The organism is Geodermatophilus sp. SYSU D01186 (assembly GCF_054050215.1).
On the sequence record NZ_JBJGYW010000028.1, the window covers coordinates 63,798 to 77,656 of the forward strand.

Here is a 13,859-nt window from a genome sequence, read left to right on the forward strand (position 1 = left end):
GGGCCCGTCAGGTCGCCGGCTCGACCAGCGTGCTGGGCCGGCTGGCCCGCACCACGAGCGCGACGCCGACGACGACGAGCAGCACGCCGGGCAGGGCGAGCAGCGGCGGCACCTGCTGCAGCAGCACCAGCGCGAACAGCAGCGCGCCGGGCACCTCGAGCAGGACGACGAGCGACACCACGGTGGGGCCCACCGAGGACAGCACCCGGTTGAGCAGCGTGTGGCCCAGCAGCTGCGCGCAGAAGGTGATCCCGGCGATCAGCAGCCAGTCGCGGGCGCTGAACCCGGCCAGCGGAGCCCGGACGACGACTGCCGACACCGCGATCGCCGCCGCGCACACCGAGTAGCAGACCACCGCGTACGCCGAGGTGGTCAGGCGCTGGCGGGCGCGCGCGCCCGCCAGCACGTACCCGCCGGCGCAGACCGCGCCGAGCAGCGCGAGCCCGTCCCCGGCCAGGGCGCGCAGGCTCACCGTCACGTCGACCCCAGCGATGAGCGCGACCCCGAGCACCGCGATCACCAGCCCCCACCAGATGGCCGCGGGCAGCCGCACGCCGCTCACCCGGGCGGCCAGCGCCGTCCAGATGGGGGTGGTGGTGACCAGCGCGGTCGAGGCGGCCACCGTGGTCATCGACAGGCTCGGGAGCCAGGCGGCGAAGTGGGCGGCGAGGAAGAGCCCGGCCACCACCGAGCTGCCGAGGTCACGCGGGCGCAGGCCGGCCAGCGTCGAGCGGTCCCGGAGGAGGACCACCGGCAGCAGGGTCCCCGCGCCACCCACGTTGCGCCAGAAGGCCAGCGCCAGCATCGGCGCGGTCACCAGCGTGGTCAGCGGCGCCGACAGCGAGATGCCGAGGACGGCCACGGCGATGATGCCGACGTCCCGTCCGCCGGGCCGGTGCACGGCCCACGCGGACGCCGCCGGAGCGCTCAGGAGGGGACCCGGATCCGGCCGCGGGCGACCGGCACCACCGCGCCCTGCACGGTCGTCGCCGTGGTCCGTCCCCCGGAGGCGGTGACGGTGCAGGAGAGCACCGACGGGCGGCCCATGGCCTCGCCCTGGCGGACGACGTAGGACGACGTCCCGTCGGGGGCGACCAGGCCGGTGGCGACCAGCCAGACGCCGGTGCCCAGGGCCGCCGAGCCGGTCGCCGGGTCCTCCCCCCACCCCAGGTCGGCCGCGAAGACGCGCGCGTAGGCGGTGGAGGCCGCGGCGTCCCAGGACAGCACCGAGACGCCCTCCCCCACCCCCAGCTCGCCGAGCAGGGCCGGGACGGGAGCGGCGGCGTCGACCACCTCGGGACGGACCGCCAGGAAGCTGAAGGGCAGCCCGCAGCCGGCGACGTGCGCGGGCAGGCCGACGGCGTCGGCGGCCGAGAGCCCCATCGCCGCGGCCAGCGCACCGGGCTCGGGGCCGTCCTCGAGGGTGGGCCGCCCGCCGGAGAGGGTCGCGCCGTCGTCGTCCACCACGAGGTCGAGGACGCCGGCGCCGCACTCCTGGCGCACGGTGCCCGCGGGCAGCCGCCCGGCGCGGACCAGCGTGTGCGCCGCGCCGACGCTCGGGTGCCCGGCGAAGGGCAGCTCGGCGTACGGCGTGAAGATGCGGACCCGGTAGTCGGCCCCCGAGCCCTCGGAGGGCACGCACAGGAACGAGGTCTCCGACAGGTGGAACTCGTTGGCCAGCGCCTGGCACTGCTCCGTCGTCAGCCCGTCGGCGTCGTACACGACGGCCAGCGGGTTGCCCGCGAAGGCGCGGGGGGCGAAGACGTCGACGACCTCGTACTCGAGCTCGGCTGCGGGGGACGACACGGCGCCGACGGTAGCCTCAGCGCGCGTGGCCGGTCTCGCCAGGCCACGGCACCGCCGGTCAGATCCACACCCTCGGCACGGAGCCGACGATCGCCATCGAGGAGGTTCCGTGACCACGGTGACGAGGGCCTACGTCTCCCGGCTCGCCGGGCTGCCGGTCTTCGACCCCAACGGCGACCGGGTCGGCAAGGTCCGGGACGTCGTCGTCGCCCTGCGGGTGGGCACCGCCGCGCCCCGGGTGCTGGGGCTGGTGGTCGAGGTGGTGGCCCGCCGGCGCATCTTCGTGCCGATGGGCCGGGTGACCGCCGTCGACACCGGCGCGGTCGTGCTGGCCTCGGGCACCCTCAACCTCAAGCGCTTCGAGCAGCGGGCCGGCGAGACCCTCGTCCTCGGGGAGCTGCTGGACCGTGCCGTGCACATCGCCGAGTCCGGCCGCCCCGCGCACGTGGTCGACGCCGGCATCGAGCAGACCCGCACCGCCGACTGGGTGCTGTCCAAGCTCGCCGTCCAGGAACCCGGCCGGCTGGGCCGCCGCGGCCAGCTGCACACCCTGAACTGGGACGAGGTCACCGGCCTGGCGCTGCCGCAGGGCGGCCAGGGCGCGGAGACCCTCATCGCCACGTACCGCGAGCTCAACGCCGCCGACCTCGCCCACGCCCTGCAGGACCTCCCGATCAAGCGCCGGCACGAGGTGGCCGAGGCCCTGGACGACGAGCGGCTGGCCGACGTCCTCGGGGAGCTGCCGGAGGCCGACCAGATCACCATCCTCGGCACCCTCGACGAGGGCCGCGCCGCCGACGTCCTCGAGGTGATGGACCCCGACGACGCCGCGGACCTGCTCGCCGAGCTCTCGAACGTCGACCGCAACCGGCTGCTGGAGCTCATGGAGCCCGACGAGGCCGAGCCGGTGCGGCAGCTGCTGCAGTACTCCGAGGACACCGCCGGCGGGATCATGACCAGCGAGCCGGTGATCCTCTCCCCCGACGCCACCATCGCCGAGGCACTGGCGCGGGTGCGCGAGCCGGAACTGACCCCGGCGCTGGCCAGCCAGGTGTACGTGTGCCGGCCGCCGTCGGCCACCCCGACCGGCCGCTACCTCGGCCTGGCCCACATCCAGCGGATGCTCCGCGAACCGCCGTCCACCCTGGTCAGCGGGGTCGTCGACGACCTGGAGCCGCTGCGGCCGGAGGCGCCGCTGGCCGAGGTGACCCGCTACTTCGCCACCTACAACCTGGTCGCCGCGCCGGTCGTCGACGCCCAGGGCCGGCTCGTCGGCGCGGTCAGCGTGGACGACGTCCTGGACCACCTGCTGCCCGAGAACTGGCGCGAGCGGGCCCGCCGTGGCTGAGGGCCGCCGGCTCGACGTCCCCCGGGGTGCGCGCGGGTTCGGCAGCTTCCTGCGCCTGGACCCCGACGCGGTCGGCCGCTTCGCCGAGGGCATCGCCCGGTTCCTCGGCACCGGCCGCTTCCTCGCCGTCCAGACCGTCATCGTGACGGTGTGGATCATCCTCAACGTCTTCGCGGTCCGCCTGCAGTGGGACCCCTACCCCTTCATCCTGCTCAACCTGGCCTTCTCCACCCAGGCCGCCTACGCCGCGCCGCTGATCCTGCTGGCGCAGAACCGGCAGGCCGACCGCGACCGCGTGCAGGCCGAGGAGGACCGGGCCCGCGCCGCCTCCACCCGCGCCGACACCGAGTACCTGGCCCGGGAGCTGGCCTCGCTGCGGGTCGCCGTCGGCGAGCTGGCCACCCGCGACTTCATCCGCGGCGAGCTCAGCCGGCTGGCGGAGGACGGCGGCGACGACACGGACAAGCGCGAGAAGAAGGCCAAGAAGAAGCGCGACGCCCTCGGCTGAGGACGCCGGCGCTGCGCCGGTCCTGTCGGTGCCGTGCGTCACGATCGGGGGCGTGACGCGCACGCACACCGTCACCGGGTCGCCGATCGGCCCGCTGACGCCGGTGGCCGAGGGCGACGCGCTGGTCGCCCTGTACATGGACGTGCCCGACGGGGCCGCGCTCGGGGAACGGGACGACGCCGCGTTCACCGACGTCGTCCGGCAGCTGGAGGAGTACTTCGCCGGCGACCGGAGGGAGTTCGACCTGCGGCTGCGGCCGTCGGGCAACGAGCTGCAGCTGGCGGTCTGGCGGCTCATGGCGGAGATCCCCTACGGCGAGACGCGCTCCTACGGCTCCCTCGCCCGGCAGCTCGGCGACCGGACCCTCGCCCAGGCGGTGGGCACGGCGTGCGGGCGCAACCCGTTGCCGGTCGTGATCCCGTGCCACCGGGTGATCGGCGCCGACGGCAGCCTCGTCGGCTTCGGCGGCGGGCTGCACCGCAAGCGGCTCCTCCTCGACCTGGAGCAGCGCGACCGGCGACTGTTCTGAGCCCGCGGGTCAGCCGGTCAGGACGTGCACCAGCGCGCCGGCGGCCCCAGCGAGCACCAGGACGACGATGAACGGCGCCCGCAGGGCCAGCGCGACCGCAGCCACGGCGAGCCCGACCAGCCGCCCGTCGACCACGATCGCGCCGTCGCTGGTGGCGGCCTGGACGGCGACCAGCGCAGCCAGCAGCGCGGCCGGGACGAAGTCGACGACCCGCGCCACCCACGGCTGCTCCACCCAGGCCGCCGGCACCGACAGCCCCGCGAGCTTGAGCAGGTAGCAGCCCAGCGACCCGGCGACGACCGCCACCCACAGCGCGGTGCCGCTCACTGCGCGCCCTCCGGAGCGACCCGCGCGCGGGGCCGACCGGCGAGGGCGACGGCCACGACCGCGGCGATGACCTGCACGCCGGGTGGCACGAACGGCGTCAGCGCCAGCGCCACCACCGCGCCCCCGAGCGCGACCCGCCGCTGCACCGCCGCCTCGGGGAACGGCCGCCGCAGTCGCGGCCACAGCAGGGCCAGGAACGCGGCCGGGACGACGGCGTCGAGCGCGGCCAGCGCCGCACCGCTGAGCGCCGCCGCGCCGAGCGAGCCGACCACCGTCGTGAGGTTCCAGATCAGGAAGATCGTCGCGCCGCCGGCCAGGAAGGCCAGCCGCGCCAGGCCCCGGTCGGGGGCGGCGATGGCCAGCGCCGTCGTCTCGTCGATGACCCAGTGCGCCGTCCCCAGCCGCGGCACCGCACCCCGCGGCCGCAGCAGCGGCACCAGCCGGACGCCGTACACGGTGTTGCGGGTGCCGAGCAGCAGCGCGCTGCCGACGGCGGCCAGCACGCCGCCGCCCGCGCCGAGCACACCGACCAGGGCGAACTGGGAGGCGCCGGTGAACATGAGCAGCGACATCGTCATCGCCTGCCAGAGGTCCAGCCCCGCGGCGTCGGCCGCAGCGCCGAAGGCCACGCCGTAGAGGCCGACGGCCACCCCGAGCCCGATCGCGTCGCGCAGGGTGGCGGAACGCTGGTCGGACACGCGGCCAGGGTAGTGAGCGCCTCCGTGCGTACCGGATCACTCCTCGGACGGCGGGCTGGGCCGGTGGGCCGCCGTACAGTGGCAGGAGACCCGTGTGCGCAGGTCCCCGCCCCTCGCGGCGGACCGACCGGGTCCCCCGTCGAAGGAGACAGACGCAACGATGTCCGCCCCGCTGACCGGCGCGCCGGCGCTCGACGCCGTCACCGCCGCTCTGGCCACCGTGCAGGACCCGGAGATCAACCGCCCGCTGACCGAGCTGGGCATGGTCAAGGACGTGCAGATCGCCGAGGACGGCACCGTCCGGGTCGAGGTCTACCTCACCGTCTCGGGCTGCCCGATGCGCGAGACGATCACCAACCGCGTCACCCAGGCCGTCTCCGCCGTCCCCGGTGTCACGGCCGTCCAGGTGGGCCTCGACGTGATGAACGACGAGCAGCGCGCCGAGCTGCGGCGCACCGTCCGGGGCACCGACGCCGCCGACCCGGTCATCCCGTTCGCCCAGCCCGGCTCGCTGACCCGCGTGTACGCCGTCGCCTCCGGCAAGGGCGGCGTCGGCAAGTCGTCGGTCACGGTCAACCTGGCCGCGGCGCTGTCCAAGCGCGGCCTGTCGGTCGGCGTGGTGGACGCCGACATCTACGGCCACTCGGTGCCGCGGATGCTCGGGGTCGACGACAAGCCGACCCAGGTCGACAACATGATCATGCCGCCGCAGGCCTACGGCGTGAAGGTCATCTCGATCGGCATGTTCACCCCGGGCAACACCCCGGTCGTGTGGCGCGGGCCGATGCTGCACCGCGCGCTGCAGCAGTTCCTCGCCGACGTGTGGTGGGGCGACCTCGACGTGCTCCTGCTGGACCTCCCGCCCGGCACCGGCGACGTCGCGATCTCCATCGCCCAGCTGCTGCCCAACGCCGAGATCCTCGTCGTGACGACGCCGCAGCTGGCCGCCGCCGAGGTGGCGGAGCGGGCCGGGGCGATCGCCACCCAGACCCACCAGCAGGTGGTCGGCGTCATCGAGAACATGTCCTGGATGGACCTGCCCGACGGCTCCCGCGTGGAGGTCTTCGGGTCCGGCGGCGGTCAGACCGTCTCCGACGCGCTGACCCGCACCCTCGGCGCCCGGGTGCCGCTGCTCGGCCAGATCCCGCTCGACACCCGCGTGCGCGAGGCCGGCGACGCCGGTGCGCCGGTCGTGCTCGCCGACCCCGAGTCCTCGGCGGCGCAGGCGCTGACCGCGATCGCCGACGGGCTGGCCACCCGCCAGCGCGGGCTGTCGGGCATGTCGCTGGGGCTCACCCCCGTCCGCCGCTGACCTGATCGTGTCGGGGACGGGCACTGCGGGCGTTCCCCGCGCCTTGCGGGCGTTGTAGAGCCGGCAGTGCACGAGGAACCCCGGCAATGGAGCAGGGGGACGGCACCTGGCCGCGGGTGGAACGGTCGCGGGGGCCCGGAGGGTCTCCCGACCGGGACACGGGCAGCGGCTCGGCTCAGCAGGGGGACGGCACCTGGCCGCGGTGTCGGCCGGTAGGCCGACGATGTCATCGCCTCAGGTCGCGTCGGGGTCGAACGGGGGCGGCGTGGCCGCGTCGCGGGACCGGACGGCGTTCCGGCCGGCCACGGTGGCGCCGGCCCCGGCCCAGGCGAGCCCGGCCGAGCCGGTCGCGCTGCCGCGGCGCACCGACGGCGCGTCGTCGTCGGCGAGCAGCTGGTTCCGGATGAACGTCTTCGGGTGGTACTGGCGCAGGTCGAGGTCGCGGAGCTTGGCGAGGTCGTCGCCCAGCGACTCGTCCACCTGGGCGCGGACGCCGGTGATCGCCTCGCGCACCTTCTTCAGGCCGGTCGCGGCGTCCTTGGCCAGGTGCGGCAGCCGCTCGGGGCCGAAGATGAACAGCGCCGCGAGCGCGAGGACGATGATCTCGCCCCAGCCGATCGAGTCGAACACGAAACCGCTCCCGTCGTCCCGCGGACGCCCCTGCCGCCCACGGCTGTCCAGACTAGGCGCGTCGGAGCGCCGGGTCAGTGCCCCGATCCGGGGGGTGGCCGGGGTCTCAGGCCTCGTCGAGGGTGACGTCGACGGTCGTCGACGAGCCCCCGCGGACCAGCTCGATGCGGACGGTCTCCCCCGGCTCGTGCGCGTCGACGGCGACGACGAGCTCCTCGGAGCTGCCCACCGGGTCCTCGCCCACCGCGATGATGACGTCCTGCTCGCGGATTCCGGCCTCGGCCGCGCCGCTGCCGGGCTCGACGTTGACCACCAGCGCGCCGTCCCGGGTGCCGTCGGTGACCGAGCGGGCGTTGACCCCGAGCGCGGCGTGCACCGCCCGGCCGGTGCTGATCAGCTGCTCGGCGATGTCCCGGGCGGAGTCGATCGGGATCGCGAAGCCCAGGCCCACGCTGCCCCCGCCGAGGGAGGCGATGGCGGTGTTGATGCCGATGACCTCGCCCGAGCCGTTGACCAGCGCGCCGCCGGAGTTGCCCGGGTTGATGGGCGCATCGGTCTGCACCGCGCTGATGACGGCGTTGGTGTCGCTGCCCTCCCCCGACAGCCGGACCGGGCGGTCCAGCGCGCTGACGATGCCGGTGGTCACCGTGCTGGCCAGGCCCAGCGGGGAGCCGATCGCGACGACGGGGTCACCGACGACGACGTCGGAGGAGTCGCCGAGGGCCGCGGTGAGCAGGCCGGGCTTCTCCACCTTGAGGACGGCGACGTCGCTGGCCGGGTCGCGACCGACGATCCGGGCCGCCGAGCCGCTGCCGTCGGAGAAGACCGCGCGGATCTCGGCACCCTCGACGCCGTCGGCGCCGGAGATGACGTGGTTGTTGGTGATGATGTAGCCGTTCTCGCCGTCGACGACCACGCCGGAGCCGGTGGCGCCGGCCTCCCCGAGGCGGACCTCGACGGAGACCACCGCGGGCGTGACCCGCTCGGCGATGTCGGAGACCGAGCCCGGCTCGCGGGCGACCCCCTCGCTGGTCTCGTTGAGCTGGGTTCCGGGGGCGAGCAGCGGGGTCTCGCTGGCGGTGCGGGTCAGCAGGTAGCCGGCGCCGCCGCCGATCGCGCCGACGAGCAGCACGGCGAGGACGACGAGCACCGACAGGCGGATCGACAGGTCGCGCAGCCGCAGCTTCCGGCGGCCCTTCCCGTCGACGACGACCGGGCCGGGCTGGTCCGCCGGCTCCTCGAAGACCGCCGGGCCGGTGAGGGCGGCGGGCGCGTGGGGGTCCCGCCAGGGGTCGGAGCGGGCGTCGGGCTTCCACCACGGACCGGTCGCGGTCCGGCGGCGTTCCGGCCGGCCGCCGGGCGGCTCCTGCAGGCCGCGCCGGACCGGTCCGGGCGGCGCGAAGGCCCGCAGTACCGCCTCCGGCGGCGGAGGCGGCAGCGGGCGCGGCGGCGGGGCGGGGCGGTCGCCGGCGAAGCTGCCGTCGACGGCGGCGGGCCGCCCGAACGCGGCCTGCTGGGCGGGGCTCGGTGCGGGCGGGCGGAGCACGGCGGGGCGGGGGTCACCCGGTGGGGGGTCGAAGCCCCCGACACCGGCCCGGGGCCGCGCGAAGACCTCGTCGGGCGCCGGCGCCGTGTCGGCGGGCCGCGACTCCTCGGGGGTCTCCGGGTTCTCGGGCAGTGGGACCTCCCCGGTCGCGGCGTCGGTACGGGTGTTCAGGGCGTTCCGCCCGGGCGGACGGCTGCGGTGTCGACCGTCATGGTGCGGACCACCGGCGGCGCGATCTGGGTGCGCTGCTCCGGCGAGGAACCGGCGACCGACGAGGGCACCCGGCGCTCGCCGTGCGGACCGTCGACCGGGAGCCCGAGAGCCAGCACCGTGACGCCCAGCCCGAGGCCGGCGAGCGCTCCGGCGACCCCGCGCCGCAGCCAGCGGGCCTGACCGGGCCGCGCGGGAGGCGGCGCCGGCGGGGCCAGCGGCACCGACCAGGAGCCGGCGGGGCCGGACACGGTGAGCTGCTCGGGCCCGGCGCTCAGCCCGCCGCCGGTGCCGGGGACGTCGGCGGTGAAGGGGATGGCGCGCAGGCGCGAGAGCAGGTCGCCGGGCACCGCGACCTCGGCACAGGTGTGCAGCGCGTCCTTGGCCTCCCGCTGGGCCTGTACGGCCATCCGGCACTGGGCACAGCCGGTCAGGTGCCGGGCCGCGCGGCCGGCGGGGCCGCCGGCCAGCTCGCCGTCCACCAGGGCGGCGATCGCCTCCTGGGCCAGGTGGCTCTCGGGGATGTTCACCCCGCGCTCCCCTCCGCGGCCACCGGGCGGCGCGGGGCCAGGTGCGCCAGGGCCTCGCGCAGCTGGACACGGCCGCGGTGGATGCGGCTCCGGACCGTGCCGAGCTTGATGCCGAGGGTGGCCGCGATCTCCTCGTAGGTCAGGCCCTCGATGTCACACAGGACGACGGCGACGCGGAACTCCGGTGAGAGCGCGTCCAGCGCCGCCTGCACCTGCGGGTCGAGGTGGGTGTCGGAGTAGACCTGCTCGGGGCTGGGCGCGGTACCGGGCAGGCGCTCGGTGTCCTCGGGAAGGGCGTCGAAGCGGATCCGCTGCCGGCGCCGCACCATGTCGAGGAACAGGTTCGTGGTGATCCGGTGCAGCCAGCCCTCGAAGGTGCCGGGCGAGAAGTCGGCCAGCGAGCGGAACACCCGGACGAACGTCTCCTGGGTGAGGTCCTCGGCGTCCTGCGGGTTGCCCGACAGCCGGTAGGCCAGCCGGTAGACGCGCGCGGAGTGGTCGCGGACGACCTGCTCCCACGTGGGGGCGACCCACGCCTCGGCGCCGGGCGCGTCGGGCACGGCGGCCGGCTGCGCGGGGACAGGGGCATCGGACACGGGTCCAGGATCGCAGACGGAGGCCGCTCCCTGCCCTCCCACGTCGGCGGGTCGGGCGGGGGCGGCTCGCTTGGGGCGCACGTCGTGATCAACGGGCGGTGCGCCACCCGGTGTTCCCGTTCACAGCAAGCTCACAGCCCCGCCGGTCGCGGACGGTCACCGGGAGTGGGCCACTACCCTCGGCCGGTGATGAGCAGCGGACCGAGGCCGGGCAGGGACGGCGCCGCCTACGCCGACCGGTTCGCGACCGAGACCCCCGCCCTGGTCGCGGCCCGGGCGCGTGCGGCCCGTCTCGGCGGCCCCGCGCCGCTCGAGCCGGCCGTCGGCGCCTCGCTGGCCGTCCTCGCCGCGACCGGGGGTGCCCGCGCGGTCGTCTCGATCGGCAGCGGCGCCGGGGTGGTCGGGCTGTGGCTGCTGGAGGGCATGCGCCCCGACGGCGTCCTCACCGCCCTGGACGGCGACCCGGAGCAGTTGCGCGCGGCCCGGCTGGCCTTCGTCGAGGCCGGCCACCCGGCCGGCCGCACGCGCATGATCTTCGGGACCCCGGCCGAGGTGCTCCCGCGGCTGTCGCCGGGCGCCTACGACATGGTCGTCTGCGCCGGGCCCCCCACCGAGTACGCCCGGCACCTGGACGCCCTGCTCGACCTGGTGCGGGTGGGCGGCACGCTGACCTGCCACGGGCTGCTGGAGGGCGACCGCATCGCCGACCGCACCGCCCGCGACGAGCAGACCGTCACCTGGCGGGAACTGGCCCGCACCGTGCGCGAGCACGAGGCCCTGACCTCGGCCGTCCTCCCCATCGGGGCAGGCCTGCTGGTGGCGACCCGGCGCCGCTGAGGTCGCGACGCCGGGCCGGCCGTCAGTCGGTGCCGGACTCCATCGCGGCGCGGTCGAGCAGCTCGTCCTCCTCGGAGACCGCCCCGCGCGAGGCGATCGCCTGGGCGCCGCCCGCGGCCATCGCACCGATCAGCCCGGTCGAGGCCGCCTGCGCGGCACCGACGGCCGCCGGGGTCACGCCGCCGACCATGCCGATCGCGGCGTACTGCTCGAGCTTGGCGCGGGAGTCGGCGATGTCGAGGTTGCGCATGGTCAGCTGGCCGATGCGGTCCACCGGGCCGAACGCGGAGTCCTCGGTCCGCTCCATGGAGAGCTTGTCCGGGTGGTAGCTGAACGCCGGTCCGGAGGTGTCGAGGATCGAGTAGTCCTCGCCGCGCCGCAGGCGCAGGGTCACCTCGCCGGTGACCGCCATGCCGACCCAGCGCTGCAGCGACTCCCGCAGCATCAGCGACTGCGGGTCCAGCCAGCGGCCCTCGTACATCAGCCGGCCGAGGCGCCGGCCCTCGCTGTGGTAGGTGGCGAGGGTGTCCTCGTTGTGGATGGCGTTGACCAGCCGCTCGTAGACGATGTGCAGCAGCGCCATGCCGGGCGCCTCGTAGATGCCGCGGCTCTTGGCCTCGATGATGCGGTTCTCGATCTGGTCGGACATGCCCAGGCCGTGCCGGCCGCCGATGGCGTTGGCCTCCAGCACCAGGTCGACGGCGGAGGCGTACTCCTTGCCGTTGATGCTGACCGGGCGGCCCTGGACGAACCCGATCGTGACGTCCTCGTGGGGGATCTCGACGGCCGGATCCCAGAACCGCACGCCCATGATCGGCTCGACGATCTCGACCCCGGCGTCCAGGTGCTCCAGCGACTTGGCCTCGTGGGTGGCGCCCCAGATGTTGGCGTCGGTGGAGTAGGCCTTCTCCGTGCTGTCCCGGTAGGGCAGGTCGTGGGCCAGCAGCCACTCGGACATCTCCTTGCGGCCGCCGAGCTCGGTGACGAAGTCGGCGTCCAGCCACGGCTTGTAGATCCGCAGCGAGGGGTTGGCCAGCAGGCCGTAGCGGTAGAACCGCTCGATGTCGTTGCCCTTGTAGGTCGAGCCGTCGCCCCAGATCTGGACGTCGTCCTCGAGCATGGCGCGCACCAGCAGGGTGCCGGTGACCGCCCGGCCGAGCGGGGTGGTGTTGAAGTAGCTGCGCCCCCCGGAGCGGATGTGGAACGCCCCGCAGGTCAGGGCCGCCAGCCCCTCCTCGACGAGGGCGGCGCGGCAGTCGACCAGGCGGGCGATCTCCGCGCCGTACGCAGCGGCGCGACCGGGCACCGAGGCGATGTCCGGCTCGTCGTACTGGCCGATGTCGGCGGTGTACGTGCACGGCACCGCGCCCTTGTCACGCATCCACGCGACCGCCACCGAGGTGTCGAGTCCGCCGGAGAAGGCGATGCCGACGCGCTCGCCGACCGGGAGGGAGGTGAGGACCTTGGACACGGGAAGAAGTATGCACGCCGATGCATGATCATGCACAGGCGGGGGTGGAGCGCTCACACCAACGCGCGGGCACCCTTCCCCAGGACGGTGACCCCGCCGGCGCTCACGTGGTAGCGCTGGCGGTCGGTGTCGAGGTCGACCCCGATGCGCGCCCACGGCGGGACGACGACGTTCTTGTCGAGGATGGCCCGCCGGACGTAGGCGCCCTCACCGACGAACACGCCGTCCATGAGCACGCTGTCCTCGACCCGCGCGCCGCGCTCGACGCGCACACCCGGTGAGACCACCGAGTTGTGCACCGAGCCGCCGCCGATGATCGCGCCGGCGCTGACCATCGACTCCTCCGCGCGGCCGCCGAGGACGAACTTCGCCGGGGGCAGCTGCGGCGGCAGGGTGAGGATCGGCCAGCGGTCGTTGTACAGGTTGAAGATCGGCGTGACCGACACGAGGTCCATGTGCGCGTCGAAGTACGAGTCGATCGTCCCGACGTCCCGCCAGTAGCCGTGGTCGCGCTCGCTGGCGCCCGGGACGATGTTGGTGGAGAAGTCGTAGACCCACGCGTCGCCGGCCTCGGCCAGCATCGGCATGATCGACCCGCCCATGTCGTGGGCGGAGCTCTCGTCCTCGGCGTCGGCCCGCAGCGCCTCGAGCAGGGCCTCGGTGGTGAACACGTAGTTGCCCATGGAGGCGAAGCTCTCCTCCGGGGAGTCGGGCAGCCCCGGCGGGTCGGCGGGCTTCTCCAGGAAGCCGCGCACCTTCCCCTCGGCGTCGGCGTCGATCACGCCGAACTCGGTGGCCTCCACCCGCGGCACCCGCAGGCCGGCGATGGTGACCCCCGCGCCGGTCTGCACGTGCTGGTCGATCATCTGCGCCGGGTCCATGCGGTAGACGTGGTCGGCGCCGAAGACCATGACGATGTCGGGCCGGGCGTCGTAGATGAGGTTCAGGCTCTGGAAGATCGCGTCGGCGCTGCCGGTGTACCAGCGCGGCCCGAGCCGCTGTTGCGCGGGCACGGGGGTGATGAAGTTGCCCAGCATCTGCGACAGCCGCCACGTCGTGGTGATGTGCCGGTCGAGGCTGTGGCTCTTGTACTGGGTGAGGACGGCGATCTGCCGCACCTCCGCGTTGACCAGGTTGGACAGCACGAAGTCGATGAGCCGGTAGTTGCCGCCGAACGGCACTGCCGGTTTCGCCCGATCCGCGGTGAGCGGGGCCAGCCGCTTGCCCTCACCGCCGGCCAGGACGATGCCGAGAACCCGAGGACCGCCACGCATGTGACGCAACGTAGCCGGTGGACGGGGCTGCCGCCGCACCGCGGTGCACGGTGGTCACCCATGGGGTGAGATGCCTACCTCGTGCCGTACGGGGCGGCCCCCTGCAGGGTCCCGCCGCGAGCGTGCGAGCGGCGGGGGCAGCGGGGTCACCCCTCGGCTCCTGGCCCCCTGCAGGGCCCCGCCGCGAGCGTGCGAGCGGCGGGGGCAGCGGGGTCACCCCTCGGCTCCTGGCCCCCT

General features: G+C 75.0%; 15 protein-coding genes. 5 read left to right on the forward strand and 10 right to left on the reverse strand.

Annotated features, from left to right (window positions below; translation table 11 throughout):
• Positions 1–7: 7 nt before the first annotated feature.
• A complete protein-coding gene (locus ACI784_RS19125; RefSeq protein ID WP_456923300.1) occupies positions 8–901 on the reverse strand; it encodes a DMT family transporter in 894 nt (297 codons plus the stop codon).
• Between the two features lie 26 nt (positions 902–927).
• Entirely contained in the window at positions 928–1,806 is an 879-nt protein-coding gene (locus tag ACI784_RS19130; RefSeq protein ID WP_457014538.1) for a PhzF family phenazine biosynthesis protein, read from the reverse strand.
• Positions 1,807–1,915: 109 nt separating this feature from the next.
• On the opposite strand from ACI784_RS19130, the gene ACI784_RS19135 reads away from it, so the two are divergent.
• The 3 genes from ACI784_RS19135 to ACI784_RS19145 are packed head-to-tail and all read left to right on the forward strand — an operon-like array spanning position 1,916 to position 4,191.
• A complete protein-coding gene (locus tag ACI784_RS19135) occupies positions 1,916–3,154 on the forward strand; it encodes a magnesium transporter MgtE N-terminal domain-containing protein (RefSeq protein ID WP_456923298.1) in 1,239 nt (412 codons plus the stop codon).
• Entirely contained in the window at positions 3,147–3,662 is a 516-nt protein-coding gene (locus ACI784_RS19140; RefSeq protein ID WP_456923296.1) for a DUF1003 domain-containing protein, read from the forward strand. Before ACI784_RS19135 ends, ACI784_RS19140 begins: the two co-directional genes overlap by 8 nt.
• A 52-nt stretch (positions 3,663–3,714) precedes the next feature.
• Positions 3,715–4,191 (forward strand): methylated-DNA--[protein]-cysteine S-methyltransferase, encoded by a 477-nt coding sequence (locus tag ACI784_RS19145; RefSeq protein WP_457014539.1) that lies wholly within the window; start codon positions 3,715–3,717, stop codon positions 4,189–4,191.
• A gap of 9 nt (positions 4,192–4,200) precedes the next feature.
• Here ACI784_RS19145 and ACI784_RS19150 read toward each other — a convergent pair whose 3' ends face one another.
• Positions 4,201–4,518, reverse strand: a complete 318-nt coding sequence (locus ACI784_RS19150) for an AzlD domain-containing protein (RefSeq protein WP_457014540.1) — start codon at positions 4,516–4,518, stop codon at positions 4,201–4,203.
• Positions 4,515–5,216: an AzlC family ABC transporter permease gene (locus ACI784_RS19155; RefSeq protein WP_456923291.1), complete on the reverse strand. Its 702-nt coding sequence runs from the start codon at positions 5,214–5,216 to the stop codon at positions 4,515–4,517. The genes ACI784_RS19150 and ACI784_RS19155 overlap by 4 nt, the downstream gene beginning before the upstream one ends.
• 160 nt (positions 5,217–5,376) lie before the next feature.
• Between ACI784_RS19155 and ACI784_RS19160 the strand changes: the two genes are divergently transcribed.
• A complete protein-coding gene (locus ACI784_RS19160) occupies positions 5,377–6,528 on the forward strand; it encodes an Mrp/NBP35 family ATP-binding protein (protein ID WP_457014541.1) in 1,152 nt (383 codons plus the stop codon).
• Positions 6,529–6,762: 234 nt separating this feature from the next.
• On the opposite strand, the gene ACI784_RS19165 is transcribed toward ACI784_RS19160, so the two are convergent.
• The 4 genes from ACI784_RS19165 to sigE form a co-directional block, all read right to left on the reverse strand.
• Complete coding sequence (locus ACI784_RS19165) at positions 6,763–7,158, reverse strand: twin-arginine translocase TatA/TatE family subunit (RefSeq protein WP_457014542.1); 396 nt, start codon at positions 7,156–7,158, stop codon at positions 6,763–6,765.
• Between the two features lie 106 nt (positions 7,159–7,264).
• The gene (locus tag ACI784_RS19170; RefSeq protein ID WP_457014543.1) at positions 7,265–8,704 is read right to left on the reverse strand and encodes a S1C family serine protease; all 1,440 of its coding nucleotides are present in this window, start codon (positions 8,702–8,704) and stop codon (positions 7,265–7,267) included.
• Between the two features lie 167 nt (positions 8,705–8,871).
• Positions 8,872–9,444, reverse strand: coding sequence for an anti-sigma factor family protein (locus ACI784_RS19175; protein WP_457014544.1), 573 nt, complete (start codon positions 9,442–9,444; stop codon positions 8,872–8,874).
• Positions 9,441–10,040 (reverse strand): RNA polymerase sigma factor SigE, encoded by a 600-nt coding sequence (gene sigE, locus ACI784_RS19180; RefSeq protein ID WP_456923285.1) that lies wholly within the window; start codon positions 10,038–10,040, stop codon positions 9,441–9,443. The genes ACI784_RS19175 and sigE overlap by 4 nt, the downstream gene beginning before the upstream one ends.
• A 189-nt stretch (positions 10,041–10,229) precedes the next feature.
• Between sigE and ACI784_RS19185 the strand changes: the two genes are divergently transcribed.
• Positions 10,230–10,877 carry an O-methyltransferase gene (locus ACI784_RS19185; protein ID WP_456923284.1) on the forward strand — a complete coding sequence of 216 codons (648 nt, stop codon included), beginning with the start codon at positions 10,230–10,232 and terminating at the stop codon, positions 10,875–10,877.
• A 22-nt stretch (positions 10,878–10,899) separates the two neighbouring features.
• On the opposite strand, the gene argG is transcribed toward ACI784_RS19185, so the two are convergent.
• Together argG and glgC are read right to left on the reverse strand one after the other, a co-directional pair.
• Positions 10,900–12,348 carry an argininosuccinate synthase gene (argG, locus tag ACI784_RS19190; RefSeq protein WP_457014545.1) on the reverse strand — a complete coding sequence of 483 codons (1,449 nt, stop codon included), beginning with the start codon at positions 12,346–12,348 and terminating at the stop codon, positions 10,900–10,902.
• Between the two features lie 53 nt (positions 12,349–12,401).
• The gene (glgC, locus tag ACI784_RS19195; RefSeq protein WP_456923282.1) at positions 12,402–13,622 is read right to left on the reverse strand and encodes a glucose-1-phosphate adenylyltransferase; all 1,221 of its coding nucleotides are present in this window, start codon (positions 13,620–13,622) and stop codon (positions 12,402–12,404) included.
• Positions 13,623–13,859: the final 237 nt, after the last annotated feature.

Bases quoted from the DNA above. Each gene is read 5' to 3' on its own strand.
- glgC (WP_456923282.1), bottom strand. From the start codon at position 13,622: ATGCGTGGCGGTCCTCGGGTTCTCGGCATCGTCCTGGCCGGCGGTGAG.
- ACI784_RS19185 (WP_456923284.1), top strand. From the start codon at position 10,230: ATGAGCAGCGGACCGAGGCCGGGCAGGGACGGCGCCGCCTACGCCGAC.
- ACI784_RS19160 (WP_457014541.1), top strand. From the start codon at position 5,377: ATGTCCGCCCCGCTGACCGGCGCGCCGGCGCTCGACGCCGTCACCGCC.